Source organism: Streptomyces sp. NPDC111606 (assembly GCF_055656945.1).
Map to the genome: position 1 here is coordinate 538,320 of NZ_JBVKBY010000004.1, position 25,740 is coordinate 564,059.

25 protein-coding genes are annotated in these 25,740 nt (G+C 71.3%); 9 read left to right on the forward strand and 16 right to left on the reverse strand.

Annotated elements, in window-relative coordinates; translation table 11 throughout:
- Positions 1-26 precede the first annotated feature (26 nt).
- From ACZ7M7_RS17720 to ACZ7M7_RS17745, 6 genes are all read right to left on the reverse strand, one after another.
- Complete coding sequence (locus ACZ7M7_RS17720) at positions 27-1,271, reverse strand: cytochrome P450 (protein WP_451168910.1); 1,245 nt, start codon at positions 1,269-1,271, stop codon at positions 27-29.
- Positions 1,268-1,873, reverse strand: coding sequence for a GTP-binding protein (locus ACZ7M7_RS17725; RefSeq protein WP_472117589.1), 606 nt, complete (start codon positions 1,871-1,873; stop codon positions 1,268-1,270). The genes ACZ7M7_RS17720 and ACZ7M7_RS17725 overlap by 4 nt, the downstream gene beginning before the upstream one ends.
- Positions 1,854-2,225: a DUF742 domain-containing protein gene (locus ACZ7M7_RS17730; protein ID WP_472117592.1), complete on the reverse strand. Its 372-nt coding sequence runs from the start codon at positions 2,223-2,225 to the stop codon at positions 1,854-1,856. Before ACZ7M7_RS17730 ends, ACZ7M7_RS17725 begins: the two co-directional genes overlap by 20 nt.
- On the reverse strand, positions 2,222-2,632 hold the full coding sequence (locus tag ACZ7M7_RS17735) for a roadblock/LC7 domain-containing protein (protein WP_328420191.1): 411 nt from the start codon (positions 2,630-2,632) through the stop codon (positions 2,222-2,224). The genes ACZ7M7_RS17730 and ACZ7M7_RS17735 overlap by 4 nt, the downstream gene beginning before the upstream one ends.
- Before the next feature lie 5 nt (positions 2,633-2,637).
- A complete protein-coding gene (locus tag ACZ7M7_RS17740; protein ID WP_472117595.1) occupies positions 2,638-4,365 on the reverse strand; it encodes a sensor histidine kinase in 1,728 nt (575 codons plus the stop codon).
- Between the two features lie 242 nt (positions 4,366-4,607).
- Entirely contained in the window at positions 4,608-5,654 is a 1,047-nt protein-coding gene (locus tag ACZ7M7_RS17745; protein ID WP_472117597.1) for a GlxA family transcriptional regulator, read from the reverse strand.
- A gap of 71 nt (positions 5,655-5,725) precedes the next feature.
- Here ACZ7M7_RS17745 and ACZ7M7_RS17750 point away from each other — a divergent pair, with 71 nt between their 5' ends.
- Positions 5,726-6,676: an NADP-dependent oxidoreductase gene (locus tag ACZ7M7_RS17750; RefSeq protein WP_472117601.1), complete on the forward strand. Its 951-nt coding sequence runs from the start codon at positions 5,726-5,728 to the stop codon at positions 6,674-6,676.
- A gap of 28 nt (positions 6,677-6,704) precedes the next feature.
- Here the strand turns inward: ACZ7M7_RS17750 and ACZ7M7_RS17755 are convergent, their stop codons facing one another.
- Together ACZ7M7_RS17755 and ACZ7M7_RS17760 are read right to left on the reverse strand one after the other, a co-directional pair.
- Positions 6,705-7,811, reverse strand: coding sequence for an NAD(P)-dependent alcohol dehydrogenase (locus tag ACZ7M7_RS17755; protein ID WP_472117604.1), 1,107 nt, complete (start codon positions 7,809-7,811; stop codon positions 6,705-6,707).
- A gap of 25 nt (positions 7,812-7,836) precedes the next feature.
- Positions 7,837-9,288, reverse strand: coding sequence for an aldehyde dehydrogenase family protein (locus ACZ7M7_RS17760; RefSeq protein ID WP_472117606.1), 1,452 nt, complete (start codon positions 9,286-9,288; stop codon positions 7,837-7,839).
- Positions 9,289-9,391: 103 nt separating this feature from the next.
- Here ACZ7M7_RS17760 and ACZ7M7_RS17765 point away from each other — a divergent pair, with 103 nt between their 5' ends.
- Together ACZ7M7_RS17765 and ACZ7M7_RS17770 are read left to right on the forward strand one after the other, a co-directional pair.
- Positions 9,392-9,829, forward strand: a complete 438-nt coding sequence (locus tag ACZ7M7_RS17765; protein ID WP_383601446.1) for a MarR family winged helix-turn-helix transcriptional regulator — start codon at positions 9,392-9,394, stop codon at positions 9,827-9,829.
- Positions 9,830-9,996: 167 nt separating this feature from the next.
- Positions 9,997-10,377 (forward strand): anti-sigma factor antagonist, encoded by a 381-nt coding sequence (locus ACZ7M7_RS17770; protein WP_363036249.1) that lies wholly within the window; start codon positions 9,997-9,999, stop codon positions 10,375-10,377.
- Positions 10,378-10,393: 16 nt separating this feature from the next.
- Here the strand turns inward: ACZ7M7_RS17770 and ACZ7M7_RS17775 are convergent, their stop codons facing one another.
- Complete coding sequence (locus ACZ7M7_RS17775) at positions 10,394-11,347, reverse strand: ribose-phosphate diphosphokinase (RefSeq protein ID WP_383631399.1); 954 nt, start codon at positions 11,345-11,347, stop codon at positions 10,394-10,396.
- Positions 11,348-11,528: 181 nt separating this feature from the next.
- On the opposite strand from ACZ7M7_RS17775, the gene ACZ7M7_RS17780 reads away from it, so the two are divergent.
- A complete protein-coding gene (locus ACZ7M7_RS17780) occupies positions 11,529-12,191 on the forward strand; it encodes a DUF4230 domain-containing protein (protein WP_472117610.1) in 663 nt (220 codons plus the stop codon).
- A 344-nt stretch (positions 12,192-12,535) separates the two neighbouring features.
- Here ACZ7M7_RS17780 and ACZ7M7_RS17785 read toward each other — a convergent pair whose 3' ends face one another.
- On the reverse strand, positions 12,536-12,661 hold the full coding sequence (locus tag ACZ7M7_RS17785; protein ID WP_472117613.1) for a hypothetical protein: 126 nt from the start codon (positions 12,659-12,661) through the stop codon (positions 12,536-12,538).
- Positions 12,662-13,262: 601 nt separating this feature from the next.
- Here ACZ7M7_RS17785 and ACZ7M7_RS17790 point away from each other — a divergent pair.
- Complete coding sequence (locus tag ACZ7M7_RS17790) at positions 13,263-13,697, forward strand: VanZ family protein (protein ID WP_383631402.1); 435 nt, start codon at positions 13,263-13,265, stop codon at positions 13,695-13,697.
- Here the strand turns inward: ACZ7M7_RS17790 and ACZ7M7_RS17795 are convergent.
- The gene (locus ACZ7M7_RS17795) at positions 13,694-14,470 is read right to left on the reverse strand and encodes a sulfite exporter TauE/SafE family protein (RefSeq protein WP_383601437.1); all 777 of its coding nucleotides are present in this window, start codon (positions 14,468-14,470) and stop codon (positions 13,694-13,696) included. The two genes, ACZ7M7_RS17790 and ACZ7M7_RS17795, sit on opposite strands and share 4 nt — an antisense overlap.
- A 213-nt stretch (positions 14,471-14,683) precedes the next feature.
- On the opposite strand from ACZ7M7_RS17795, the gene ACZ7M7_RS17800 reads away from it, so the two are divergent.
- Positions 14,684-15,913: a ricin-type beta-trefoil lectin domain protein gene (locus ACZ7M7_RS17800; RefSeq protein ID WP_472117616.1), complete on the forward strand. Its 1,230-nt coding sequence runs from the start codon at positions 14,684-14,686 to the stop codon at positions 15,911-15,913.
- A gap of 18 nt (positions 15,914-15,931) precedes the next feature.
- On the opposite strand, the gene ACZ7M7_RS17805 is transcribed toward ACZ7M7_RS17800, so the two are convergent.
- On the reverse strand, positions 15,932-16,168 hold the full coding sequence (locus ACZ7M7_RS17805) for a hypothetical protein (RefSeq protein WP_362385739.1): 237 nt from the start codon (positions 16,166-16,168) through the stop codon (positions 15,932-15,934).
- Between the two features lie 127 nt (positions 16,169-16,295).
- On the opposite strand from ACZ7M7_RS17805, the gene ACZ7M7_RS17810 reads away from it, so the two are divergent.
- The 3 genes from ACZ7M7_RS17810 to ACZ7M7_RS17820 all read left to right on the forward strand — a co-directional run bounded on the left by ACZ7M7_RS17810 (position 16,296) and on the right by ACZ7M7_RS17820 (position 19,719).
- Positions 16,296-17,318 carry a PHP domain-containing protein gene (locus ACZ7M7_RS17810; RefSeq protein ID WP_472117619.1) on the forward strand — a complete coding sequence of 341 codons (1,023 nt, stop codon included), beginning with the start codon at positions 16,296-16,298 and terminating at the stop codon, positions 17,316-17,318.
- A 325-nt stretch (positions 17,319-17,643) separates the two neighbouring features.
- Positions 17,644-18,606 carry an SDR family NAD(P)-dependent oxidoreductase gene (locus ACZ7M7_RS17815; RefSeq protein WP_472117622.1) on the forward strand — a complete coding sequence of 321 codons (963 nt, stop codon included), beginning with the start codon at positions 17,644-17,646 and terminating at the stop codon, positions 18,604-18,606.
- 84 nt (positions 18,607-18,690) lie between these two features.
- Positions 18,691-19,719: an SDR family oxidoreductase gene (locus ACZ7M7_RS17820; protein WP_472117625.1), complete on the forward strand. Its 1,029-nt coding sequence runs from the start codon at positions 18,691-18,693 to the stop codon at positions 19,717-19,719.
- Between the two features lie 44 nt (positions 19,720-19,763).
- Here ACZ7M7_RS17820 and ACZ7M7_RS17825 read toward each other — a convergent pair whose 3' ends face one another.
- The 4 genes from ACZ7M7_RS17825 to ACZ7M7_RS17840 all read right to left on the reverse strand — a co-directional run bounded on the left by ACZ7M7_RS17825 (position 19,764) and on the right by ACZ7M7_RS17840 (position 25,590).
- Positions 19,764-20,006, reverse strand: coding sequence for a hypothetical protein (locus ACZ7M7_RS17825; protein ID WP_472117628.1), 243 nt, complete (start codon positions 20,004-20,006; stop codon positions 19,764-19,766).
- Between the two features lie 71 nt (positions 20,007-20,077).
- The gene (locus tag ACZ7M7_RS17830) at positions 20,078-21,367 is read right to left on the reverse strand and encodes an ROK family protein (RefSeq protein ID WP_472117631.1); all 1,290 of its coding nucleotides are present in this window, start codon (positions 21,365-21,367) and stop codon (positions 20,078-20,080) included.
- Between the two features lie 59 nt (positions 21,368-21,426).
- Positions 21,427-22,389 carry a phosphotransferase family protein gene (locus tag ACZ7M7_RS17835; RefSeq protein ID WP_472117634.1) on the reverse strand — a complete coding sequence of 321 codons (963 nt, stop codon included), beginning with the start codon at positions 22,387-22,389 and terminating at the stop codon, positions 21,427-21,429.
- Positions 22,390-22,413: 24 nt separating this feature from the next.
- Entirely contained in the window at positions 22,414-25,590 is a 3,177-nt protein-coding gene (locus ACZ7M7_RS17840) for a cytochrome P450 (RefSeq protein WP_472117637.1), read from the reverse strand.
- Between the last annotated feature and the right edge of the window lie 150 nt (positions 25,591-25,740).

Below are 25,740 nucleotides of genomic sequence, written 5' to 3' on the forward strand. Positions count from 1 at the left end.
CCGGCCGGGCAGCGGCGTCTCAGCGCCTATACCTCGAACTCGACCGGCAGGCTGTCCAGCAGGGACATCCATGTGGACGCCGTCGAGTTGAGCTCCTCCGGCGGCACGGCCAGGTGCAGGCCCGGCAGACGGTGCAGAAGGACGTCCACCGCGATCTCGATGATGGACATCCCGATGTTCTGCCCGGGGCATTCGTGCGGGCCCGCGCCGAACGCCAGGTGCGCCTGGTTGCCCTGCACCGAGACACCCAGGTCGGGCCGGATCTCGGGGTCGAGGTTGCCCGGGGCGAGACCGAGAACGAGCAGGTCGCCCTCCTCGATGCGGTGCCCGCCCAGTTCGACATCGCTGGCGGCGAAGCGCCCCGGCAGGACGGCCAGCGGCGGAGAGTTCCACATGGCCTCCTCGACCAGCGCCGAGATGTTCAGCTCACCGCTGATCAGCCCGGCGAGCCGGGAGGCGTCGGTCAGGACCAGCTCCAGCACCCGCGCCAGCAAATTGGTCGTGACGTGCGCGGCGATCAGCACCGCGCGCAGGTGGGCCACGACCTCGTCGTGGTCGAGCGCCGCGTGATGCTCCAGCAGGCCGGTGGCGAGGTCGGAGCCGGGTTCGGACCGCCTGCGCTCGGCGAGTTCACCGAAGATCTCCCTGATCACGCCGTCGTGCGTGACGGCGTCCTCGCCGCCCTTCATCACCTGGGCGCAGGACTCGACCAGGCGACGCCCCTCCGCCTCGGCAAGCCCCAGAATGCGGGCGGTCACGAGCATCGGCAGATAGTCGGCGTAGTCCGCCACCAGATCGGCGCGGCCGGAGTCCGCGAACGCGTCGATCTGCTTGTTGGCGAAGTACGTGGCGTGGCGCCGGACACCGCGGTCGGCGGCGGACTGCAGCCCGTCGCTGACGGCACCGCGCAGTCGGCGGTGAGCCTCGCCGTCCTGGGACACACAGTCGGGGCGCCAGGCGAGCATCGGAACCAGCGGCGAGTTTTCCGCGACCCGGCCCTCCCGCCAGTCCCGCCAGATCCGCGCGTCCCGGGGGAACTGGAGGGGATTGTCGAGCACTCGCCGGCTGTCCCGGTAGCCCAGTACCAGCCAGGCGGGGATGTCGCCCTCCAGCAGCACCGGCGCGACGGAGCCGTGCTCCTTGCGCAGCCGCTCGTAGATACCTGCCGGGTCGGTCGCCGCCTCCGGGCCGAACAGCCTGGTGAGGTCGGTCCCATGGCCGAGGGGGCAACCGCGGGGCGTATCGGGATCGTTTAAGGGCTGGGCGTTCATCGGGACTCCAGGGCGACGGCGGAGCGTTCCTTCAAGTGACGTATCAGGGCGACGAGGACGTCACGGCTGGAGGCCCGGTCGCGGGCGTCGCAGGCCACCACCGGGGTGTGCGGGGAGATGTCGAGGGCGTCCCTGATCTCCTCGACCGGATAGTCCTTGGAGTCGGGGAAGACGTTCAGCGCGACGACGAACGGCACGTCCTGCCGCTCCATCTCCTCGATCGCCCGGAAGCTGGAGGCGAGCCGACGCGTGTCGACCAGGACGATCGCGCCGAGCGCGCCCTTGAACAGGCCGTTCCACAGGAACCAGAACCGCTCCTGGCCGGGGGTGCCGAACAGGTACAGCGTCAGGCTCTCGTTGAGGCCGATCTTGCCGAAGTCCAGGCTGACGGTGGTCTCCGTCTTGTCGGTGACACCGATGAGGTGGTCGACGTCGGCACTGGCCTGGGTGAGCGTCTCCTCGGTGGTGAGCGGCTTGATGTCGCTGACCGACCGGACCATGGTGGTCTTCCCGGTGCCGAAGCCGCCGGCGATCATCACCTTGACCGAGCGGGTGCCCCCGGCACCGGGCCCGCCCGGCTGGTCAAAGCCTTTGAAGTCCACTGAGTACCTCCTCAAGGAGCGCGAGGTCGGGCCCGCGGCCGGCGTGGTGTGCCGAGATGGGGTCACGGGCTTCGACGTGGCCTGCCTCCAGCAGATCCGTCAGCAGCACCGCGAGAATGTTGAAGGGCAAACCGAGATGGGCGCCGAGTTCGGCCACCGACAGCGGATCGCGGCAGCGCCGGAGGATCTCCTCGTGCTCGTGCTGCAGCCCCGGTGCGGGGGCGGTACGGGAGACGATGAGGGTCGCCACGTCGAGGCTCGACGCCGAACCGCCCGGCCCGCTACGGCCCCGGGTGAGGACGTAGTAGCGCTCGAGACCGGACGGGTTCGTGGGCCGGCGGGGAGCACTCATCCAGAGTGCTCCTCCTGGCGCGGGGTGGTGCCGAGCAGTTCGCCCATCCTGCGCGCCAGGTCCCTCATCTGATGGCCGAGCAGGCCTTGGTCGAGGCCTTCCCGGGCGAGGACGCCGAGATAGGTCTCCACCCCGGCCCGGACGACGAAGAGGTGGCCGCCGTCGACCTCGATCATCGCCAGCCTGAGCTGCCCCGCGTACTTGGGGAACTGCTCGGCGACCGGCTGGGCCAGTGCCTGCAGCCCGGCCACGACGGCCGCGAAGCGGTCCACGTCGTCTGGGTCCTCGGCGCCGTAAGAGGTGATGGCCTTGCCGTCGCTGGAGGCCACCAGGGCGAAGTTGATCTCCTGGATGCTCTCCACCAGGTCGCGGAGCGCCCAGCTCACGTCGGTTCCCTGTTGCGTCATGAGGACTAGTCGCTCTCTTCAGTGCTGTGCGGCTCGGTGGACTGGCGGCCGTCGGCCGGCCCGCCTTCCTCGCCGGGCTCGCGGCCCGCGGTGGCGAAGGCGGCCAGGCCCGCGAAGGACGCGTCGGGCGGCACGGCGACGACGGAGGTCGTGTCGTCGTCCCGCTCCGGGCGTCCGGCCGGCTCGTGGCGGGCCTCCTCGTTCCGCTTGCTGCGCCGGCGGGGCAGGCCGCCGGGCGTGGTGTCCACGGCGTCGCCGAGGTCGGCCGGGGCCGTTTCGGCGACAGCCGGCTCGCGGGCTTGTGCCACGGCGCCGGCCGGTGCCGTCGGCGCGGTCACCGCCGCGGTGGCGGAGGCGGCCGCGGGCAGCTGGCTGAAGTACTTGTGCGGGACCACGACCACCACCGAGGTGCCCAGCCACGGCGAGTCCGCGAAGGTGACGCGGATGCCGTAGCGGCGGGCGAGGATGCCGACGACGCGCAGACCGATGTTCGCGTCCTCCGAGACGCCGCCGAGACCCGCGCCCTGCGCGGTGCCCGCCAGAGCGTGCTCGGCCTCGCGCTTCTTCTCCTCGCTCAGACCCTTTCCGGAGTCCTGGATCTCGATGCCGACGCCGTTCGGGACCTCCTTGCCGGAGACGACGACCGGCTCGGTGGGCGGCGAGTAGCGGGCGGCGTTGTCCAGCAGGTGGGCGAAGATCAGCGTGAGGTGGTCCACCAGGCCGCCGTCGACGGCGAGTTCGGGCAGGTGGCGTACGTCGATCCGGTGGAAGTCCTTGATCCGGCCGATGCCTCCGCGGACCACGCTGAGCAGGCGCTGCGGCTCCTGCCACTGCCGGCCGGGCCGGTCGGAGCCGCCGAGGACGGTGACGCTGGCGGCGAGACAGTCGGCGGGGCCGATCGCCTGGTCGAGCTCCATCAGGCCCCGGGCGACGGCGGGCAGCCGGCCGTGCTCGCCCTGGAGGTCGTGCAGCCGGCCGCGGAGCTTGCTGGTCAGGACGTGGATGCGGCTGCCGATGCCGACCACGGCGTGCTCGGCGGCGGTGGAGCGGTTGAACTCCTCCTCGACGCCGACCAGCGAGGTACGCAGGACCCTGCGCAGGTGTGTCTGCAGCTCGGCGCTGACCTTCGCGCACTGATTGACGCTCGGCAGGACGTCGTCGATGGCCTCGCCCTCGCGCAACTGGCGCAGCGCCTCGGGCAGTTGCTCGTCGGCGAGCCGGGCGACCGCGGCGAGCTGGTGGGTCAGCTGCTCCTGCCAGACCTCGGCCTGGTCGGCGAGCTGGGCCTCGTAGGACTTGGCCTGGGCGGCGATCCGCTCCTCGTAGGAGGTGCTCTCCTCGGCCAGGCGTTCCTCGTAGGAGCGGGCCTGCTCGGCCAGTCGGGCCTCATAGGCACCGGACTGCTCGACGAGCCGGTTCTCCAGGGCGCCGCGCTCGGCGCTGTACTTCCGCTCCAGGCCGGCGACATGCTGCTGCCACTGCTGCGAGTGCTCGGCCTGCGAGGTGCGGAAGTCGCCCTCGGACCGCTGCAGTTGCGTCCGGGTACGCAGCAGGAGGCGTACACACACGGCGCCGGCGGCGGTCGCGGCGACACCGGCGATGCCGGCGGTTATTCGCTCCGAGCTCATGAACGTGGCGGCAACGGTCCCACCTCCTAAAGCCAGTGGCATCAGCCACCAGCTGTACCAGGCGACAGGGGGCCGCGCCGCCGGGGGCGGAGTGGCGAGTTCCATCTGCATCCTTCGAGGCGACGATCAAACAAGGGGGGTGTGCTGGGCGATCGCACTCATGAGTACGCACCGCAAGGTGACCGATCGCGACCGGGTCAACTCGCAGTGCCGATCGGGAGCTTATCGGGTTTGAACGCGAAAGGATCAACCACGCAGGTTCACGGAAGTGAGTATTCCGTCACTGTCAGCCAAGCGAACGAACGTCGACAAATGCCTTTACTGACCAGCACAGTTGACCAAACCGGTCACCGCGCCGCAGTGGAGAGGCCATGGAGAGGCTGTCGGGCGGCGGCCGTCCGGAACGTACGGCGATACGCCTGCGGTGACACCCCGATCGCCGCGTGCAGATGCTGGCGCAAAGAGGCGCCTGTAGCGAAGCCGACCTGGCCGGCGATCCGGTCCACCGAGAGGTCGCTGGACTCCAGCAGGTGCCGGGCGCGGGCGACGCGCTGCTGGATCAGCCAGCGGCCGGGGCTCATGCCGACCTCGTCGTTGAAGTGGCGGGCGAAGGTGCGCAGGCTCATGCGGGCATAGCCGGCGAGGTCGGCCAGGGTGAGGGGTTCGGCGAGGCGCTCCAGGGCCCAGGACCGGGTGGCGGCGGTGCTCGCGGCGCCGCTCTCGGGAACGGGCTGCTCGATGTACTGGGCCTGGCCGCCGTCCCGGAAGGGAGGCACGACACAGCGCCGGGCGACCGCGTTGGCCAGTTCGCTGCCGTGGTCGGTGCGGACGATGTGCAGGCAGACGTCGACGCCGGAGGCGGCGCCCGCCGAGGTGAGGATCCGGCCGTCGTGGACGAAGAGGACGTCCGGGTCGAGGTCGACGTGCGGGTACCGGCGTCGGAACGGTTCGGTCACCTGCCAGTGCGTGGTGGCCCGGCGGCCGTCGAGGAGGCCCGCCGCGGCGAGGACGAAGGCGGCGGTGCAGATCGACACGATGCGTGCGTCCGGGCGGATCTGCGCGAGCGCGCCGGCGACCTCGGCGGGCAGCTCCAAGGGGATGTACGGGACGGCCATGGAGGCGACCACCACGGTGTCGGCGGTGGCGAGGATCTCCGGGCCGTGCTGCACGCCGATCGTGAAGTCGGCGTTGCTGTGGACGGGTCCGCCGTCGACGCTGCAGGTCAGCACCTCGTACCGGCCGTCGGCCGCGCCGAAGATCCGGCTGGGAATGCCCAGCTCGAAGGGGTAGACGCCGTCCAGGGCCAGCACCACGACGCGCTCCACCCGACCGTCACCGCGTCGCTCACCACTGCGGTCACCATGCCGCCGCTCACCACACCGCTCATCACGCATGGCACGATTCTATCGAAGGTTGGCAATCGTGCCATTTCCCGAAGCGGCGGCTCCCGGCAGGCTGGTTCACCATGAGCAATGTGAACACGATGCGAGCCATCAGCCAGGACGTTCTCGGCGGTCCCGAGGTCCTGAAGGAAGTGGAAGTTCAGCGCCCCACCCCGCGCCCCAACGAGGTACTGGTCCGCGTACGCGCAGCAGGCATCAATCCGACCGACTGGAAGCACCGCGACAACGGCGGGTTCCTGGGCGAGCCGCCCTTCGTCCTGGGCTGGGACGTCTCCGGCGTGGTCGAGGCGGTCGGTATCGGCGTCGTCCGGTTCCGGCCCGGCGACGAGGTCTTCGGCATGCTGTCGTACCCGTTCGGCCATGGCTCGCACGCCGAGTACGTCACCGCACCGGCGCGCGTCTTCGCGCACAAGCCGGCCTCGGTCGACCACGTCCAGGCGGGCGCGCTGCCGCTGGTCTCCCTCACCGCCTGGCAGGCCCTGGTGGAGTACGCGGACGTGCAGCCGGGGCAGCGGGTACTGATCCACGCGGCCGCCGGCGGGGTCGGACACGTGGCCGTGCAGATCGCCAAGGCACGGGGCGCGTATGTGATCGGCACGGCGAGCGCGGGCAAGCACGAGTTCCTGCGCGGCCTGGGCGCGGATGAGCTGATCGACTACCGGGAGACGGACTTCGCCGAGGTCGCGAAGGACGTGGACGTCGTCCTGGACACTCTGGGCGGTGAGACGTCGGTGCGCTCGCTGAGCGTGCTGCGTCCGGGCGGCGTGGTCGTATCGATCCTGCCGGTCGGTTCGGACGACTTCTACGAGGAGGCCGAGCGGCTCGGTGTCCGGGCGCTGCGGATGCTCGTGGACTCCGACCGCGCCGACCTGCGGGCGATCGCGGACCTGGTCGACAAGGGCCGGTTGCGCGCCGAGATCGCCGGCACGTTCCCGTTGGCCGATGCCGCCGAGGCGCATGCGCTGGGCGACACCGGCCGGACCACGGGGAAGCTGGTCCTGACGGTCGACTGAGGCAGATCGGTTGGCTCGGCCGGCCGGGTCAGAACGTCAGCACGGGCTTGATCGCCTTGCCCGCGCTCATGTCCCGCACCGCCTGATCGATGTCCGCGAACGGATAGGTGCTGATCAGGCGGTGCAGCGGGAGCCGCCCTTCCTTCACGAGCCGGACCAGGGCGGGGATGAAGGTCTGCGTCTCGGCGTCGCCGAGGGTGAGGCCAACGATCTGCTTGCCGCCGAGCAGTCCGTTGACGTCCAGGGCGACTTCGGTGCCGAACGGCGGGGCGCCCACCACGACCAGGGTGCCGCGGGCGCCGAGCGCGTCGACACCCCGGCGCAGGACGCCGACGTTGCCCGTGGTCTCCACGACACCGTCGGCGCCCTGACCTCCGGTGATCTCGGCGAGCGCCTCGCCGAGGTCGGCCTCGGCGGCGTCGACCGTGTGGGTGGCGCCCAACTCCTGTGCCAGCGCGAGGCGTTCGGCGACCCGGTCGACGGCGACGATGTTGGTGGCCGGGGTGAGGGCGGCGGCCATGACCGCGGAGAGGCCGACGGCTCCCGCACCGAGGACGACGACGGTGCTGCCGATGACCGGCTTCAGCACGTTCCACACGGCGCCGACTCCGGTCTGCACCCCGCAGCCGAGCGGGGCGATCAAGGCCGGCGGCACCTCCGGGTCGACCTTCACCAGGCTGCGTTCGTCCACCAACGCCCGCTCGGCGAAGGACGACTGACCGAAGAAGTGCCCGCCCAGCGCCTCACCGCCGCGGCTGATCGTGCTGCTGCCGTCCGCCCGTCGGCCGCCGATGAGGTTCAGCGGCAGCCAGGTCGCGCAGTACGCCGGGTGCCCGCCACGGCAGTTGCGGCAGTCACCGCACGAGGTGAAGGACAGCACGACGTGGTCGCCCGGCGCGACTCCGGTCACCGCCGGGCCGACGGCCTCGACGACGCCCGCGCCCTCATGCCCGAGGACGCCGGGGAGCGGAAAGGGCAGCCCGCCGCTCGCCACGCCGAGGTCCGTGTGACACAGGCCGGCCGCCACCATGCGGACGACGGCCTCGCGCGGTCCGGGCTCGTCGAGCTCGACGCCGCAGAGGGTGAAGGGTGCTCCGCCGGACTCGACGACGGCGGCACGGGTAGGGATGGACATCGTACGAACTCCTTGGCTGGGGCGCTCAGTCGAGCGAGACGACGATGGACTTGGTCGTGGTGTAGGCGTCGAGTGCCTCGGGCCCGTACTCCCGGCCGAATCCGGAGTCCTTGACCCCGCCGAAGGGCACCGCGGGGTCGAGCATCGCCCAGTCGTTGACCCAGACGATGCCGGCCTGGAGCCGGTCGGCGACCCGGTGGGCGCGGGCCAGGTTGCCGGTCTGGATGCCGGAGGCCAGTCCGTACGGCGTGGAGTTGGCCAGCTCGACCGCCTCGTCCTCGGAGTCGAAGGGCTGGACGGTGAGGACCGGGCCGAAGATCTCCTCCTGGATCACGCGGGAGTCGTTCGGCAGGTCGGCGATCACGGTGGGCTTGTAGTAGTAGCCCCCGTCGAGGTCGAGCCGCTCGCCGCCGCAGACGATACGGCCGCCTTCCTTGCGTGCCAGCTCGACGTACTCCTCGACCTTGCGCAGATGCCGCTCCCCCGCCATCGGGCCGATGACGGTCTCGGGCTTGCGGGGGTCGCCCAGCGGAACGCCTGGCACGGCGTCGGCGAGGATGCCGAGCAGCGTGCTGTGGACCTGGCGGGCCACCAGCAGACGAGGGCCGCCCATGCAGAACTGCCCGGTATTGAAGACGAACCCCTTGATGATCGCCCCGACGGCCTTCTCCAGGTCGGCGTCCTCGAAGACGAGGTGGGCCGCGTTGCCGCCGAGCTCCATGGTCACGGGCTTGAGCGACTCACCGGCCACCGCGGCGACCTTGCGGCCGACCGCGGTCGAGCCGGTGAAGGCGACCTTGTCCACTCCCGAGTGCCGCAGCAGCGCCTCACCGGCCGCGGGGCCACCGGTGACGACGTTGACGACGCCGTCGGGGACACCGGCGCGCTTGAAGAGTTCGGCCATGTACAGGGCGCTCAGCGGGGTCTCCTCGGCAGGCTTGTGCACCACCGTGTTACCGGCCGCGAGCGCCGGAGCCATCTTCGAACCGGCCAGGATCAGGGGGAAGTTGTACGGCGTGATCGCCGCGACCACCCCGATCGGCCGGCGCCGGACGTAGGCGAGGGCGTTCATGGGCGTGTCCCGGACGGAGCCGTCCAAGGAGTGGGCGAGAGCGGCGAAGTGCTCGTAGTCGTTGGCCGCGTTGGTGACGTCGACGGCATGGGCGAGCGTGATCGGCTTGCCGACGTCACGACTCTCCAGCTCGGCTACGGTGTCGGCGTTCTCCCGGATCAGCTCGGCGACGCGGTGCAGCACCCGGCCCCGCTCGCGACCGCTCAGCCCGGACCAGGCACCGTCGTCGAAGGCCTCCCGCGCGGCGCGCACGGCCGCGTCCACGTCGGCGGCACCGGCGTCCGCGACGGTGGTGACGACGGTGCCGCGGGACGGGTCGACCACCTCGGCGCGCGCTCCGTCGGCGGCCTCGCGCCACTGGCCCCCGATGAACAACCGACCGGGTTCGATCTCGAAGGTGGTCATCGCCACTCCTCAGCCTCATCGCCAAGATTTCAACCAACAGGATTCCTGTTGGTTCGCAGTCTCATTACAGACAGGATTCCTGTCAATGCTCTAGGCTGAAGTCATGCTCGACACCCAGGCAGCCAAGGCCCACCCCTCGCTTCTCTACATGGTGAAGCAGGTGGAGCTGGTCGTGCGCTCCCACCTGGACGAGCTGGTCAAGCCGTCCGGGATCACCGCGCTGCAGTACACGGCGCTCACCGTCCTGGAACGTCACGACGGGCTGTCGGCCGCGCAGCTGGCCCGCGACTCCTTCGTCACGGCGCAGTCGATCGCCGATCTCGTACGGTCTCTGGAGAACCGTGGACTGGTGCGCCGGGAGCGCAATCCCGACAATCGCCGGGAGCTGCTGATCCTGCTGACCGACGCCGCGCGTGAGCTGCTGGCGCGGCACGCGGGGCCCGTGCGGGAGCTGGAGGAGCAGATGGTGCGGGATCTCACGGCCCATCAGGCCGAGCAGTTCCGCCAGGCACTCTCCAAGGCCTGGCACGCACTGTCGTAGTCACACCCCGGACATCACGCGAAGCCTGTGTCGCAAATCAGAGACATATGTCAATCGAACATGCTCAGATTCGCTCAATCGAGGGTAACTTGCAGTGCGGGGACCGGATTTGCGCTCACTCAGGCTGCATCCCCGCCGCACCTGAGCAGGTTGGAGGCGATGTCGTCGTGCAGCAGGAACCTGCGCCGTTCAGCCGGCATCTGCGCGTCCATCGGCACCGCGAGCACACGGTGCTGGAGTTCCGCGGCGAGATCGACATCGCCGCCGCGGTGGAGATCGCCCCATACCTGGACCGGGTCACGGCGCACCCCGACGCGCGGATCGTGATCGACCTCAGGATGGTCGAGTTCTTCGACTGCTCCGGACTGCGCCTGCTGTACCGGGCCCGCGGCCGGACGCTCGACCACGGCGGGCAGTTACACCTGGTCTGCACCCACCCGCTCACCCTGCGCGTCCTGCGGATCACCGGCCTGTCGCGGCTGCTGCCCCCGCATCCCACCCTGGACGCGGCCCTGAACCAGCCAGAGGCCACGTCCGGCACGTTGTGAGGGCCCTCGCCCCCTGCTAAGCGGTTCCCGGCGCGTCGAACAGGGCGCTCACGGACTCCCCGTTGTGAATGCGGCGTACGGCCTCGGCGAGCGCCGGGGCGATGGACAGGATCCGCAGCTTCTCAGTGCGCTCCTCCGCCGGCACCGGAACGGTGTTGGTGCACACGATCTCCAGTACGTCGGGCTGCTCGCCGATCCGCTTCAGCGCGCCGGACGCGAACAGGCCGTGCGTACAGGCGACGCGGATCGAGCGCGGCCCCAGCTCCCGCAGCCGGTCGAGGAGTTCCAGGACCGTACTGCCCTTGGCGATCTCGTCGTCCAGGATGATGACGTCCCGCCCGGTCACCTCGCCGATGACGGAGTTGATGCTGACCCGGTCGTCCGCGAACCGTTGTTTGGCACCGGCGGCGACCTGGGCGCCGATCAGACGCGCGAACGCGGCGGCCTCCTTGGCGTTGCCGAGGTCCGGCGAGACGACGGTCGTGCGGGAGAGGTCGTACTGCCTGAAGTGCGCGGCGAGTTCGCGCAGCGCGTGCAGGTGGTCGACCGGCACGGCGAAGAAGCCGTGCACCTGGGGCGAGTGCAGCGTCATCGCGAGGACGCGGCCGGCGCCGGCCGACACCATCAGGTCGGCGACGAGCCGGCCGCCGAGGGAGATGCGGGGTGCGTCCTTCTTGTCGGAGCGGGCGTAGGAGTAGTGCGGCATGACGACGGTGATCCGGCGCGCGGAGGCGCCGCGGGCGGCGTCGCACATCAGCAGCAGCTCGACGAGGTGTTCCTGGACGGGTCGGACCAGGGGCTGGATCAGGAAGACGTCCCGTTCCCGGCAGTTGGCCTGGAGCTGTACCTCCAGGCAGTCGTTGGCGAACCGGCTGACCCGGCTCGGGCTGAGCGGCACCCCCAGATGCGCGCAGACCTCCGCCGCCAGTTCGGGGTGGGCACTACCGCTGAACACGGCGATCTCTCGCACGATCCGCTCCTCGAATGATCATTCCGGGTGGCGGACTCATGCTACTGACCTCGGCAGAAACGTTGCAGCGCACCCGCGGGCGTGGACGTCCCTGCCCGGATCGGAGGTGCCAATCGGCCAACGATCCGGTCCTCCAGGGGGATTGGGGGTATCCGAAGGGCAGGGAAGGAGGAACGTCGACATGACGACTCCCATCAAGCGCATCAACAAGCGCATGCCCGGCTGGGCGAAGGTGGTGAGCGCCCTCGTACTGGTGCTCGTCGTCTTCTTCGCCGGGATCCGGTTCAGCGTGCTCCCCGGCCTCAAGGACCTGTTCGGCACCGAGACCAACGACCGCTCGGGTCCCGCACTGCTCCAGTCCATCCAGGACATGAGCCGCTACGACGCCGCCTCCGGCAACTTCCAGATCGTCGTGGATCTGGAGAAGGACGCCAAGTTCCTGCCCGACGCGATCCGCGGCTCCCGCACGCTGTACGTCGGCGCGGGCACCGTGGACGCCTATGTCGATCTCGGCAAGGTCGGCGAGGACGACGTCATGGTCAACGGCGACCGTACGTCCGCCACGCTCCGCCTGCCGCACGCCGCCCTCGGCAAACCGTCCCTCGACCCCGACCGCTCCTACGCCGTCTCCAAGCAGCGCGGTCTCCTCGACCGCCTCGGCGACGTCTTCTCGGACAACCCGAACAGTGAGCAGGCCGTGCAGAAACTGGCGGTGAAGCACATCGGAGACGCAGCCAAGGACAGCGAACTGACCGCCCGCGCCGAGACCAACACCACCGGCATGCTCGAAGGCCTGCTCCACTCCCTCGGCTTCAAGGAGGTGAAGGTGACGTACGGGGCCTGATGCGTGGCACTTCGTGATGTTCCCGAAGGCCTGCACGGAGGGCGCGCTCCGGCGAAGCGCATGCCGGACGCCGCCCGGCGGGCAGGCCTTTGACGAGGGGGGCCTGGGACGCAACGGCCCCTTCGGAGGACTCTCGTGCGCCCACACGGAGCACGCGCCCCGCCCACTGCTGGTCGCCGGCTTCCGACCCCGGACGGCACCGCAGGGCGCGCCTCGGCGAAGCCACATGAAGCGTTGAGGGGCGTGCAATCGCCGGTTGCCGGAGCGCTGAGCGGCGAAGCCGTACGGGCGCTCCGGCAGGCCGACGCCGGACGCCGCCCGGCAGGCGGGCATCGGCCTCGCCCTCACACGAGGGCGCGCCGGCCGACCGCGAGTTCAAGGGTGTCCACGGTGGTGACGAGGATCAGCCACAGCATGCGAGCGCGGCCCACCAGGCCAGGAACTCGGCCGCGGCGAGCAGCGTCGTACATCGGTCCATACGCCACCTCCGCGGGCCAGATGTCCGTGGACCCGAGCCCGCGGAGTGCCCCGACAGCGTGAAGGGAAACCGTGGGCGGCTGTGATGCCGGGCGCGACACGGCGGGCATCTCGAGGCAGTGCCGGGGTAAACGGCCTACCACGAAGGGACGTTGAAGACTGGAGGATCGCATGGCCGGTGGAACCTCACGTTCGCGTGCCGCGTTGCACCCCGGCACTCCCAAATCCAGAGGTGCCGCCAAGGCGGCAGGAGGAGCGAAGGCCGCAGGTTCCGGCAAGTCCGCGAGGGGCTCGAAGTCCGCGGGTTCCCTCAAGTCCGCACTGGGCGCGAAGTGGCGAGAGGCAGCCCACTTCGCAGGCGGCTCGAAGTCACGGGGCGCGGGCAGGTCCGCGGGCGGCGGCTCGAAGTCGCGGCGCACGGGCAAGTCCGTGGGCCGGGCGAAATCGGGAGGCACCGCCAAGCCAGGGCTGAGGGCCAGGCTCGGACTCACCTCGAAGTCCGGACGCACAGCCAAGTCCGGACGCGCTGCTGCATCCGAACGCACCGCGCGCCCCAGGCAAAGCCCCCTGCGCTTTCTGGCCCGACTCCTCGCGATGCTGTGCGCCTTCGCCTTCATGGTCGCCTTCGCGGTCGTGCTGGCGAAGCTCACTCTGCAGCCCTCCCCCGCGTCCGAGGCGCTGACGCACACCAACCTGCAGCCGGGCAGTTCACTGAGGGCCTATCTGGACCAGCCCGAACTGCGCGACGCGGTCAAGCAGATCGGCGGCAATATCCTGCTGGGTGTTCCGTTCGGCATCCTCGTCCCGGTCGTCGCGCCACGAACGCGCGGTGTCCTGCGCGTCCTGCTGCTGACGGCGACCGTCATGCTCCTGGTCGAGTTCGCGCAGGGTGCGCTGGTGACGGGACGCGCCTTCGACATCGACGACGTCATCCTCAACACCACCGGCGCCCTGATCGGCTACCTCCTGCTGGGCCGGCGACTGAGCCGCGTGGTGCACGCCCGGGAGTCTCGCACCGCGAAGGCCTAACGAAGCACCAACTGGACGATGGCCACCGTGCCGACGACCACGATGAACGCGCGCAAGACCGCGGGACGCAGCCGGCGGCCGGCCCTGGCTCCCAGGAGGCCGCCGGCTGCGGATCCGATTGCGAGGAGGCCCACGGCCGTCCAGTCGAACTCCGCGGCGACGAGGAAGAACAGCGCGGCGACGGAGTTGACCACGGCGACGAGCACGTTCTTGGCCCCGTTGAGGCGTTGCAGACTGTCGTCGAGGAGCATGCCCATCAGGGCGACGTAGATGATGCCCTGGGCGGCCGCGAAGTAGCCGCCGTAGACGCTGGCCAGGGTCAGTCCGACGAGCAGCAGGGGGCCGCCGTCGGGGCGCGGCGTCTTCCCCTTACGTGCCCGGCGGCTGCTCAGCTTCCCGCTGATCAGCGGTTGGAGGACGACCAGCACGAGGGCGAGGCCCACGAGGACCGGCACGATCCGTTCGAACGCCGAGGCGGGCAGGGCTAGGAGCAGCGCGGCGCCGCTGAGCCCGCCGAGGACGGCGCCGGCGCCCCACTTCAGCAGGCGCCGGCGCTGACCGCGCAGTTCCTCGCGGTAGCCGATGGCTCCACTGATCGAGCCGGGGATCAGCCCGAGCGCGTTGGAGACCGTGGCGGTGACGGGTGGCAGGCCGGTCGCGAGCAGGACCGGGAACGAGATCAGCGTCCCCGAGCCGACGACGGCGTTGACGGCACCGGCGGCCATGCCCGCGCCCAGGATGGCGAGCAGTTCACCGATGTGTGCGGCGTTCATGACGAGAAGCCTAGGAACCCGACTCTTCGGCAGCGGACGAACCATGCCGGGTGGGGGCGATCTCTCCGCGAGATCCGGACACTCAAGTTCTGGTCCGTACCAAGGTATTGACGGCCCCTTACCTCACTCCTTAAATCAAGTGGCGACACCTTCACCCCCCACCTCGGTCGGCGCACCCCGTCCCGCACGGGCCGCCGCATGGAAGGGAGCACGATGGCCTCCCCACGCCTGCTCCGCAGCGCTCTGCTCGCCGCCCTGTCGGCCGTCCTGGTCGCGTCCGCCGCGATCGGCCCCGCGCAGGCCGAACCTCCGGACGTCTCGGCCGCCGCGGTGACGTTCTCCGACACCTTCGACGGGCCCGCGGGCGCCGCGGTCGACTCGTCGAAGTGGCAGATCGAGACCGGCGACAACGTCAACAACCACGAGCGGCAGTACTACACGTCCGGCAACAAGAACGCGGCGCTGGACGGCCAGGGCCACCTGGTGATCACCGCCCGGCGCGAGAACCCCGCGAATTACCAGTGCTGGTACGGCACCTGTCAGTACACCTCGGCCCGGCTGAACACCTCCGGCAAGTTCACCGCGCAGTACGGGCACATCGAGGCGCGCATGAAGGTGCCGCGGGGGCAGGGCATGTGGCCCGCGTTCTGGATGCTCGGCACGCCGGTCAACTGGCCGGACTCGGGCGAGATCGACATCATGGAGAACGTCGGCTTCGAGCCCTCGACGGTCCACGGCACCATCCACGGTCCCGGCTACTCCGGGTCGGGCGGCATAGGCGCCGGCTACTCCCTCCCGAACGGACAGGCCTTCGCGGACGCCTTCCACACCTTCGCCGTCGACTGGGCGCCCGACTCGATCACCTGGTCCGTGGACGGCAACGTCTACCAGCGGCGCACACCCGCCGACCTGGGCGGCAGGCAGTGGGTCTTCGACAAGCCGTTCTTCCTGATCCTGAACCTCGCGGTGGGCGGCAACTGGCCCGGCGACCCGGACGGCTCCACGGTGTTCCCGCAGCAACTGCTGGTGGACCACGTCTCGGTGACGACCGGCGACAGCCCCGCCGGCGGCGCGATCAGGGGGCTGGCCGGGAAGTGCGTGGACGTGGCCGGGGCGAACCCCGCGAACGGCACTCCCGTACAGCTCTACGACTGCAACGGCAGCGCGGCCCAGCAGTGGTCCGTGGGCTCGGGCGGCACACTCCGCGCGCTCGGCAAGTGCCTGGACGCCACCGGCAACGGCACGGCGGACGGCACGACGGTCCAGCTGTGGGACTGCACCGGCGGCCCCAACCAGAGATGGACGGTCACCGCGGCGGGCGACATCGTCAACCCGCAGGCCGACAAGTGCCTCGACGTGACCGGCAACAACTCGGCCAACGGCACCCGGCTGCAGATCTGGACCTGCAGCGGCGGCGGCAACCAGAAATGGACGGTCGGCTGACCGGGCCGTCCACCACCCCTAGTGGTGGTGCCAGGTGAACTTGTCTCCGCCGACCCAGCGGACCACGTCCGGGTCGTCCAGGTCGTGGACCGTGATGCCGAACGCTGCGGCGTACTCCAGGACGTCGGTGATCGTCCTCGGCTGACCGACGACTTCACCGTCGATCTCCATGATGCGGAACGGAGGCGTGCCCGGCTGAACCCCGAGCACCATGATCCGCGGCTGTGAAATGTGCGGGCTCGCGCTTTCGGTCATGAATAGAGCGTAGAACGCAACCCGCGTCAACGAATCCTTCAGGCGGACCGCAACACGGAACCGCGCCGCACCGCCCGCCGCCGTGCGGGCGCGGCAGGGCCGGGGAACCCTGGAGGAGGAGGTGCCGATGGATCCCGTCGACGCGCTGAACAGGATCGCGTTTCTGCTGGAGCGGTCTCTGGAGCCGACGTATCGCGTACGTGCCTTCCGTACGGCCGCGCGTGTGCTGGCCGGGCTGCCCGCGGACGAGGTGCGGGCGCGGGCGGAGGCCGGGACGCTGGAGTCGCTCAAGGGCGTCGGACCCAAGACGGCCCAGGTGGTGCGCGAGGCGCTGGCCGGTCAGGTGCCCGCCTATCTGACGGATCTGGAGGGCCGGCCGGCGGCCGAGCCGCCCGTGAACGGCCACCGGCTGTGGGAGCTGCTGCGCGGGGACTGCCATCTGCACTCCGACTGGTCGGACGGCGGCAGCCCGATCGACGAGATGGGCCGGACGGCGGCCGAGCTCGGCCACGACTGGGCGGTGCTGACCGACCACTCGCCGCGCCTGACCGTCGCCCGCGGGCTCTCGGCGGACCGGCTGCGCGAGCAGTTGGACGTGGTGGCGGAACTGAACTCGACTTGGGCGCCCTTCCGGCTGCTCACCGGCATCGAGTGCGACATCCTGGACGACGGCTCGCTCGACCAGGAACCCGAGCTGCTGGAGCGGCTCGACGTGGTGGTCGTGTCCGTCCACTCCAAGCTGCGGATGGACGCCCGCTCGATGACCCGCCGGATGGTGACCGCCGTACGCAGTCCGCACGCGGACATCCTCGGCCACTGCACCGGACGGCTGATCACCGGGCGGAGCCGGCCCGAGTCGGAGTTCGACGCGGACGAGGTGTTCGCCGCGTGCGCCGAGTCCGGCACGGCGGTGGAGATCAACAGCCGGCCGGAGCGGCTGGACCCGCCCCGGCGGCTGCTGCGGCGGGCCGTGGCGGCGGGCGTGCTGTTCTCCGTCGACACCGACGCGCACGCGCCCGGACAGCTCGACTGGCAGCGGTACGGCTGCGCCCGGGCGGAGGAGTGCGAGGTGCCCGCCGAACGGGTGGTCACCACCTGGACGGCGGACGAGCTGCTGGCCTGGACGCGTGACAAGTCAGCGGTGAGATGAGCGGGGCGGCAACGAGCAGTGGCGGAGCGTGACGCACATCACCGCGCTTCGGGGCAGACACAGGAACACCCGCCGGTAGTTTCCCGTTGAACCACCCGTGGGTGCGGATGGGACAGTGTCCCCGGGCCTCACCTTTTGCCCACAGGGACGATCGTTCGGCTGAAGCCCTGTGGAGCCTTTCGCCGAGAGGCGACCGCCATCCGCGCCCACACCTCAAGACCGCCCCGACCGGAACTCCCCCGTCCGGCCGGGGCTTTTTCCTGTTCGGGCGTGTCCCACAGGTCGCCTTGACTTCGAGAGCGCTCCAATTCGTAGCGTTCCGCACATGAGCACTGCACAGCACAAGATCGGCTCCGGCTTCGGGGCCACCAGCACCGCGGACGACGTCCTTGAGGGCATCGACCTGACCGGAAAGCTCGCGATCGTCACCGGCGGCTACTCCGGCCTCGGTCTGGAGACCACCCGGGCACTCACCAAGGCGGGCGCCCATGTCGTCGTCCCCGCCCGCCGCCGCACCACCGCCGAGGAGGCCCTGTCCGGCCTCGCCGGCGCAGAGGTGGACGAACTGGACCTCAGCGACCTGGAGAGCGTGCGCCGCTTCGCCGAGCGCTTCCTCGCCTCCGGCCGCACGGTCGACCTCGTGATCGACAACGCCGGGATCATGGCCTGCCCGGAGACCCGGGTGGGGCGGGGCTGGGAGGCACAGTTCGCGACCAACCACCTCGGTCACTTCGCCCTGGTCAACCGGCTGTGGCCGGCGATCGAACCCGGCGGCGCCCGCGTGGTGTCGGTCTCCTCGCTCGGCCACCACCTCTCCGGGATCCGCTGGGACGACGTCCACTGGCGCCACGGCTACGACAAGTGGGAGGCGTACGGGCAGGCGAAGACCGCGAACGTCCTGTTCGCCGTCCACCTCGACAGGCTCGGCGCCGAGCACGGGGTACGGGCCTTCTCGCTCCATCCGGGCGGCATCCTCACCCCGCTGCAGCGCCACCTCGCCAAGGAGGAGATGGTGGAGCGCGGCTGGATCGACGAGCAGGGCAACATGCTCCACCCCGAGGCCTTCAAGACCGCCGAGCAGGGCGCGGCCACGCAGGTGTGGGCCGCGACGTCGCCGCAGCTGAACGGAATGGGCGGGGTCTATCTGGAGGACTGCGACATCGCGGAGCCCGCGTCCGCCGACGAAGAGCGCAGTGGGGTCAAGGACTGGGCCACCGACCCGGAGCAGGCGGCGCGGCTGTGGACGCTGTCGGCGGAGCTGACGGGCGTGAACGCGTTCGCCGCCTAGTCCCGTCCGTGCCCGGCGCGTGCAAGGGCTCCCGGACGGGGGTACTCGGGGGCTCCCGTCCCCACTCTCCGGGAGGAGCCGCAGGTGAGCAGCGAAGAAGCCCGAAGGATCGTTGTCACCGGTGCCACGGGCAATGTCGGTACGAGTGTGGTGCGGCTCCTCTCGGAGGATCCGGAGGTCGGCTCCGTACTGGGGCTGGCCCGCCGGATCCCCGACTGGTCGCCGCCGAAGACGCAGTGGGCGGCCGTGGACCTGGCGTCCGACCGCTCCGACCTGGCGGACATGTTCGAGGGCGCCGCCGCCGTCATCCATCTGGCCTGGGCGTTCCAGCCGACGCATGATCCGGCGACGACGTGGCGCACGAACGTGCTGGGCGGCATGCAGGTCTTCGAGGCGGTGGCGGCGGCAAGGGTCCCGGCGCTGGTCCACGCGTCGTCGGTCGGCGCGTATTCACCGGGGCCGAAGGACCACGCCGTGGACGAGTCATGGCCGACGCACGGCTGGCCGGACGCCGCGTACTGCCGGGAGAAGGCTTACCTGGAACGGGCGCTGGACACCTTCGACCGGGCCCACCCCAGGGTGCGAGTGGTGCGGATGCGCCCGGCGTTCCTGTTCAAGCGGGAGTCGGCGAGCGAACAGCGCCGCGTCTTCGGGGGCCGCTTCCTGCCGGGACCGCTGGCGCGGCCCGAGCTGCTGCGGTTCCTGCCCGACATCCCGGGACTGCGGGTGCAGGCCCTGCACACCGATGACGCGGCCACGGCGTATCAGCTCGCCGTGAAGTCCGACGTACGCGGTGCGTTCAACCTGGCGGCCGAGCCGCCGGTCGACGCCAGGGTGCTGGGCGAGATGCTCGGGGCCCGCCCGGTCCGGCTCCCGCGCACGGCGGCCCGCAGGGCGATCGCCGCCGCGTGGGGGCTGCACCTGCTGCCCGCTTCCCCGCACCTCTTCGACGCGGTCCTCGGGCTGCCCCTGATGGACTGCACGCGGGCGCGTACGGAACTGGGCTGGCGGCCGGAGCGCACGGCGACCGAGGTGCTGGAGGAGTTCGTGCAGGGCCTCCAGCGTGGTGAGGGCGCTCCGACGGAGCCCATGCGGGGCCGCAAGATGGGCTGACCCACGCCCTGCGGCCCCGCTCGGCCCCGGCCGGGACCCGTCTCTCAGCCCGGCGACTCCTCGGGCGCCGGGTGTTCGGGGTGGACCGCACCGGACTGCCGGGCGCCTTGCCGGCCCGTGCCCGCCTCATCGGTGTCGGGCACGTCGTCCGCTTCGGTCGTCGTGTCCTTTGCCGGCCCGATCGGCACCTCCCACGGGTCCTCCCCCGGGGTGGCCTGCTGGTCCGGCAGATCCCTCGGTATCGGCTCGCCGGTCTGTTCCGGCGCCTCGCGACGGTCGTCGGCCATGGTGCACCTCTTTCGCGTCGTCCAAGGTCGTCCGAAGGACCGCGAGTACCGCCCGGGCCGCCGGCGAAACCTCAGTGCGCCACCCGCTCCGCCAGGGTTGTGTGCCAGGCGGGCGTCGGGCCCTCGGTCGCGGGTTCGGCGCGTCGGCCACCGCGGGCGAAGAAGTCGGCGAGCGGCAGGATCGCGGCACCGACGGTGACGGCGTCCGGGCCGAGCTTGCCCAGGTCGATCGTGACTTTCCCGGCCGGATGCCGCAGGGCGTACGCGGCGGCGTGACGGCGTACGGCGGGCAGGAGACGGGCGCCGAGCCGGAGTCCCGCCCAGCCGCCGATCAGGATGCGCTCGGGCTGGAAGAGGTTGATCAGGTCGGACAGGCCCGCGCCCAGATATTCGGCGGTCTCCTCCAGTACGGCGAGCGCCACCGGGTCGGCCGTGCCGCCCTCGGACGGATACGCGCCGGCCAGCAGCGCCGCCAGTGCGGTCTCCTCGTCGGCGCCCTCCGGCAGGCTCCCGCCCTCCTCGCGCCAGCGCGCGAGCAGCGACTCTGCGCCCGCGTACGCCTCCAGGCAGCCGAGCGCACCGCAGCGGCAGCGGCGCCCCCGGACCCGTACCGTCAGATGCCCCCACTCGACGGCCCGGCCGTGCTCGACCTCGGGGGTGACCAGGCAGGCGCCGACGCCGGAGCCGAAGAGGACCACGACCGCGTTGCGGGCGCCGCGTCCGCCGCCGAACCACATCTCGGCCTGGCCGAGGGTTCGGGCACCGTTGTCGATGAAGTACGGGACGGAGTCCGGGAGTTGGGAGCCTTCGCGCAGGCGCTGCTCCAGCGGCACCGCGTCCCAGCCGATCGTCTGTCCGTGCACCACAGCGCCGAGCTGCGGCGTGCGCTCGACGATCCCGGGGACGCCGATGCCGACGCCGAGGAGCCGCTCGGGTCCGACGCCGGCACCCGTGAGCACCTCGGTGATGCCGTCGCGCACATGGCCGACGATGCCCTCGACCTCGTACCCCTGCTGCGCCAACGGCCTCTCGGCACGGGCGAGTTCGGTGAGGGTCAGGTCGAACAGCCCGATCCGCACCCGGGTCTCGCCGACGTCGACGCCGATCATGTGACCGCTGCCGGGCGCGACGCGCAGCAGGATGCGGGGCCGCCCGCCGTCGGAGTCGACGCTGCCGGCCTCCTCGACCAGACCGTCGGCGATCAGCTCGGCGACGACGTTGCTGACGGACCCGGAGCTGAGCCCGGTCGCGGGGCCCAGTTCGAAGCGGCTGAGGGGCCCGTCGAAGTAGAGGCGCTGCAGCACGGCCGTGCGGTTGCCGCGTCTGAGGTCCCGTACCGTGCGCCCGTTCCGCCCCGTCATGCGGCTCCCCTTCTGTCGGCCCTGCTCCGTGCCCTGTTCGAATCGTCCCCCATTGTGGCCTACGACGTCAGATCCTCGATCTCGGTCAGCGCCGCCACGAGCTCCGGAGCGACCGTGTCGTGGACCCGGCGGCGCCGTGCGGGGTCCACGGCGCGGGGGATCGTCTCCGTGAGCATGATCAGGTAGAGGTAGGAGCGGTAGAGGGCCAGCCGCAGCCGGGCCGGGACGTCGAAGTCGGCCCGTCCCCCAGCCTCCCGGTAGCCGGCGAGGAACGCCTCGTCCTTCTTGATGTCGCCCAGGAGCGCCAGGGAGACGAAGTCGGCCTGCGGGTCGCCCCAGAACATCCGCTCCCCGTCGATGAGGCCGCCGATCCGGGCCACCCCCGATGTGCGGTCCACCAGGATGTTGCCCTGCCACAGATCGAAGTGGACCAGACACGGGACGGTGACGTCGTCGAGTGCGTCGTGGGCGGCCCGGAGCGTGTGCGACACGGCGTCGGCGGGACGGGGCAGCCGGGCCCCGTAGCGGCGGGCGTCGTCGAGGACGGCGTCGAGCATCCCGGTGAACGCGGTGCGCCAGTCGGCGGCGAGCGGGCCGAGGGCACCGGAGGGATAGCCGAAGCCCGGTCCGGTCACCCGGTGCAGGCGGGCCACCCGGCGGCCCAACTCCTTGCGCAGAGCCGCCCGTTCGGCCTCGGTGAGCTCAGCGTTCCAGGGCTCGCCGGGACAGGCCGTCATCAGCAGCAGATCGCCGTCGGCCACCACACGCGGTGCGGGTACGTCCGCCTCGGCGGCCGCGCGGTAGAACTCGGCCTCGGACACCAGCAGCCGGCGCTCGTGCCGCAGTCCCGGGACAGTCGGTGCGGGCGGCACCTTCAGCACATACCGGCGGCCGTCCGCGAGGAGCAGCTCCTCGACCGTGTTGTACGTGCCGCCCGGCAGCGGGCGCAGGTGGGCGAGGTGTTCCGGCGGTATGCCCGCCGCGTCCAGGACCTGCCGGGCCCGTTCCCAGGAGTCCACCACCCTGCGCCCACCCCGCCCCTTCGGTCAGCCGGCCGCGTAGACGTCCTCCACGTAACGGCCGTCCGCGATCAGTCCGTCGAGCCATCGCCCGGCCGCCGCGTCGTCGGCACCCGGCGTGCGCTCCCGGTACAGCGTACGGAACGCCTCCCGCACGCCCGGCGCCATCCGCGAACCGTCCCCGCAGACGTACACCCGGCCGCCCGCACCGAGCAGCTCCCAGACCTCGTCGGCCTCGGCGGCGATCCGGTGCTGCACGAAGGCCACGCCGCCGCGCGGGGCGGCGCTGAAGGCCGGGCGGAGCGAGACGGCTCCGGCGGCCTCGGCGGCGCGCAGTTCCTCGGCGTGCAGGTAGTCGGCGTCGGGGGCGTCGCAGCCGAAGTAGCAGACGGCCGGGGCGAGTTCGGCGCCGGTCGCGAGGGCCGCCGTACGGTCGGCGATCGCACCGCGGAACGGGGCGAGGCCGGTGCCCGCGGCGACCATGACGACCGGCCCGTCGGCGTCGATCCGGAAGGCCTCCCGGCAGGGCTGGACGCGGGCGTACACCGTTTCGCCGGGCCGGACGGTGGCGAGGTGTCCGGATCCGGTGCCGCGGTAGGTGCCCCTGCCGGAGCGCGCCGGGGCCTGGAGCAGGGAGATCATCAGGTCCGCGTGACCCGGGTCGACCGCGGGTGAGGACGAGACGGAGTAATGGCGCGGACGCAGCGGGGTCAGGATCTCCAGGAGCTGCGGCCAGTCCAGGGCGCCGCGCAGGGCGGGGAAGTCCTCGATCAGCTCCACCAGGGTGCGCGGATCGTCGGCGAGGTTCGCCAGCGCCGTGCGCTCCGGCGGGCACGGGTTGGCGGCGGCGAGGACGGAGAGCTGGGCGGCGCCCGGACGCTCCTGCAACTCGACGTGGTGTGTTAGGAGTTGACGTACCGTCAAGGGCCGGTCCACCGCGAGGCCGTCGCGGCGCGGGCGGGTCGGCCGGATGTCCAGGACGGAGTCGAGGTCCACGCCGAGTGCGGCGGCGGCGCGGTCCACCAGGGCCGGGGCGTTGGCGGGCAGGACGGTGAGGTGGTCGGCGGTGCGGTAGGTGACGCCGTCGGGCAGGGCGACGCGGACGAAGCGCTTGCGGCGCGGGTGGCCGGGTGCGGTGAGGTCGTACGCCTCGGTGACGGTCATGGGGACGAGGCCGTGCCGTTCGGCGCGGGCGTCCAGGGGGCCGCCGGTCAGGGTGCGGACCTCGTACGCGGTCGTCGGCTCGTGGTCGGCCGGGACGGTGGCGTCCGGGTCGCCGTACTGCTGCAGGAACGCGGTGCGGAGTTCGGTCGTGAAGTCCCGTACCGCGCCGGTCAGATCGCCGGAGGCGTCGGCGGCGGTGCGGTCGACGAGGCGGGTGGCGCCGAGTTCGGCGAGGCGCTCGTCGATGCGGGTCGGGATGTGCTGGTAGGTGGCGGCCCAGTTGCGGTCGCCGACGCCGAGGACGGCGTAGGTGACGTCCGTGGCGTCCATCGCGTCGTCCAGCCAGGCGGCGAAGGAGGTGGCGTCGTCGGTGGGGCGGCCGTTGTAGGAGGCGGCGGTGATCACGACGGGGCGGTCGGTGGGCAGCGCTCCGGCGTAGTCGTCCAGCGCCGCGACCTGCGTCTCGCAGCCGATGGCGGCGGCCTCGTCGGCGAGCTGCGCGGCGAAGTCGCGGCAGGTGCCGTAGTTGCTGCCGTGCAGGAACAGGGCGCTGGTGCCGGGACGGACCCGGGCGGGGAGGGCGGCCGTGTCGGACACGGCTTCCGCGACCGCGGGGGCGGCGCCGGGCAGCGGGGTGTGCACACGGTCGGCGGCGGTGCGCGGGGCCAGGGTCAGGGTGAAGCCGTCGGGCTTGAGGGTGAGGGTCTCCTTGACCGTGAGACGGTAGTCGGCGTGGTCCTGCAGCCGGTACCGGTGCACCAGCATCGCCAGCAGCATGGTCGCCTCGTGCAGGGCGAACTGCCGCCCGATGCAGGCACGTTCACCGGTGCCGAACGGCTTGAAGGCGTGCACCGAGCGGGCCGCCTCGGCCTCCGGCGTGAAACGGGAGGGGTCGAACAGCTCGGGGTTGTCGCCCCAGACCGGCTGCCGGTGCAGCATCGGCGCGAGCACGGTGACGGGCTGCCCGGCGCGCAGCGGGATGCGCCCGCCGAGCAGGGTGTCCTCGAGGGCGTGGCGGCTGAAGGCGGCGGCCGTGGGCCACAGCCTCAGCGCCTCGTTGAGGACCTGGCGGGTGTACGTCAGCTTGCCGACCTCGTCGTACGTCGGCTCGGGGTCGGCCTGGTCGCCCCACAGCTCGTCGACCTCGCGCTGCACGAGCCGGAGCGCGGTCGGGTGCTTGGCGAGGCAGTACAGCGCGAAGGACATCGCGCCGGAGGTCGTCTCGTGGCCGGCGATCAGGAAGGTGATGACCTGGTTGCGGATGTTGGCCGCGTCGAGGGTGCTGCCGTCCTTCGGGTGCTCGGCGGTGAGCATCAGGCCGAGGAGGTCCTCGGCGTCGCGCTGGTCGGTACCGGCGCGGGAGGCAATGACGTCGTCGACGACCTGGGCGAGATAGTCGGAGTCGTCCCGGAAGGCCGCGTCGGCGGCGGAGTGGTCCTGGCCCGGGACGCGGGCGAGCCGGTTCATGCTCCACTCCAGGCAGCGGACCATCGACTCGACGAAGGGGTGCGGCTCGGCACGCTCGAACGACCCGAAGTCGTAGCCGAATCCGGCGAGCCCGATGGTGTCGAGGGTCATGCGGGTCATGTCGTCGGGGACATTGACCGGCTGCCCGTCACGGGCGTCACGGTCCCAGGACGCGAGGACCCGCTGGGCCACCTTCAGCATCACGGGGTGGTAGGTGCGCATCGAGCCGAGCGCGAACGCGGGCATGAGGATGTCGTGCGCCCTGGCCCAGTTCGGTTCGTCGTTGTAGGCCGTGAACAGCCCGTCGGCGGCGAACTCCCGCACGTTCTCCAGAGCGGGACCGACGTGCTTGGCGAACCGCTTCTCGTCCGCGAGGTCGGCCACCATCTCCAGATCGGCGGTGAACAGTGCGTCCCGCCCGTGCAGCCGCCGCACGAGCACCGGCCCGTGCTCCCGCATCAGCTCCATGACCTGCTGGATCGGGGTACGGCCGGGTCCTACGGCGGTGATGTCGACGACGGGGACGCCGGGAAGGGCGTCAAGGGGCTGGGGGTGCAACGCGGTGGGGGGCATGGCGCGACAAGTGCCTTTCGCGGTACGGGAGTACTGCGGTCAAGCGTGAGCGACGGGTCCCGGCCGGCCACACCCCCGCACTACATGATTGTGTAGTGCGGATACGGGCGCGGCACTTGCGTCCGGTGACAGGAGGTGCCAGTGGACTGG

Bases quoted from the DNA above. Each gene is read 5' to 3' on its own strand.
- ACZ7M7_RS17720 (WP_451168910.1), bottom strand. From the start codon at position 1,271: ATGAACGCCCAGCCCTTAAACGATCCCGATACGCCCCGCGGTTGCCCC.
- ACZ7M7_RS17730 (WP_472117592.1), bottom strand. From the start codon at position 2,225: ATGAGTGCTCCCCGCCGGCCCACGAACCCGTCCGGTCTCGAGCGCTAC.
- ACZ7M7_RS17735 (WP_328420191.1), bottom strand. From the start codon at position 2,632: ATGACGCAACAGGGAACCGACGTGAGCTGGGCGCTCCGCGACCTGGTG.
- ACZ7M7_RS17740 (WP_472117595.1), bottom strand. From the start codon at position 4,365: ATGGAACTCGCCACTCCGCCCCCGGCGGCGCGGCCCCCTGTCGCCTGG.
- ACZ7M7_RS17745 (WP_472117597.1), bottom strand. From the start codon at position 5,654: ATGCGTGATGAGCGGTGTGGTGAGCGGCGGCATGGTGACCGCAGTGGT.
- ACZ7M7_RS17750 (WP_472117601.1), top strand. From the start codon at position 5,726: ATGAGCAATGTGAACACGATGCGAGCCATCAGCCAGGACGTTCTCGGC.
- ACZ7M7_RS17755 (WP_472117604.1), bottom strand. From the start codon at position 7,811: ATGTCCATCCCTACCCGTGCCGCCGTCGTCGAGTCCGGCGGAGCACCC.
- ACZ7M7_RS17760 (WP_472117606.1), bottom strand. From the start codon at position 9,288: ATGACCACCTTCGAGATCGAACCCGGTCGGTTGTTCATCGGGGGCCAG.
- ACZ7M7_RS17765 (WP_383601446.1), top strand. From the start codon at position 9,392: ATGCTCGACACCCAGGCAGCCAAGGCCCACCCCTCGCTTCTCTACATG.
- ACZ7M7_RS17780 (WP_472117610.1), top strand. From the start codon at position 11,529: ATGACGACTCCCATCAAGCGCATCAACAAGCGCATGCCCGGCTGGGCG.
- ACZ7M7_RS17785 (WP_472117613.1), bottom strand. From the start codon at position 12,661: ATGTACGACGCTGCTCGCCGCGGCCGAGTTCCTGGCCTGGTGGGCCGC.
- ACZ7M7_RS17790 (WP_383631402.1), top strand. From the start codon at position 13,263: ATGCTGTGCGCCTTCGCCTTCATGGTCGCCTTCGCGGTCGTGCTGGCG.
- ACZ7M7_RS17795 (WP_383601437.1), bottom strand. From the start codon at position 14,470: ATGAACGCCGCACACATCGGTGAACTGCTCGCCATCCTGGGCGCGGGC.
- ACZ7M7_RS17800 (WP_472117616.1), top strand. From the start codon at position 14,684: ATGGCCTCCCCACGCCTGCTCCGCAGCGCTCTGCTCGCCGCCCTGTCG.
- ACZ7M7_RS17805 (WP_362385739.1), bottom strand. From the start codon at position 16,168: ATGACCGAAAGCGCGAGCCCGCACATTTCACAGCCGCGGATCATGGTG.
- ACZ7M7_RS17810 (WP_472117619.1), top strand. From the start codon at position 16,296: ATGGATCCCGTCGACGCGCTGAACAGGATCGCGTTTCTGCTGGAGCGG.
- ACZ7M7_RS17815 (WP_472117622.1), top strand. From the start codon at position 17,644: ATGAGCACTGCACAGCACAAGATCGGCTCCGGCTTCGGGGCCACCAGC.
- ACZ7M7_RS17825 (WP_472117628.1), bottom strand. From the start codon at position 20,006: ATGGCCGACGACCGTCGCGAGGCGCCGGAACAGACCGGCGAGCCGATA.
- ACZ7M7_RS17830 (WP_472117631.1), bottom strand. From the start codon at position 21,367: ATGACGGGGCGGAACGGGCGCACGGTACGGGACCTCAGACGCGGCAAC.
- ACZ7M7_RS17840 (WP_472117637.1), bottom strand. From the start codon at position 25,590: ATGCCCCCCACCGCGTTGCACCCCCAGCCCCTTGACGCCCTTCCCGGC.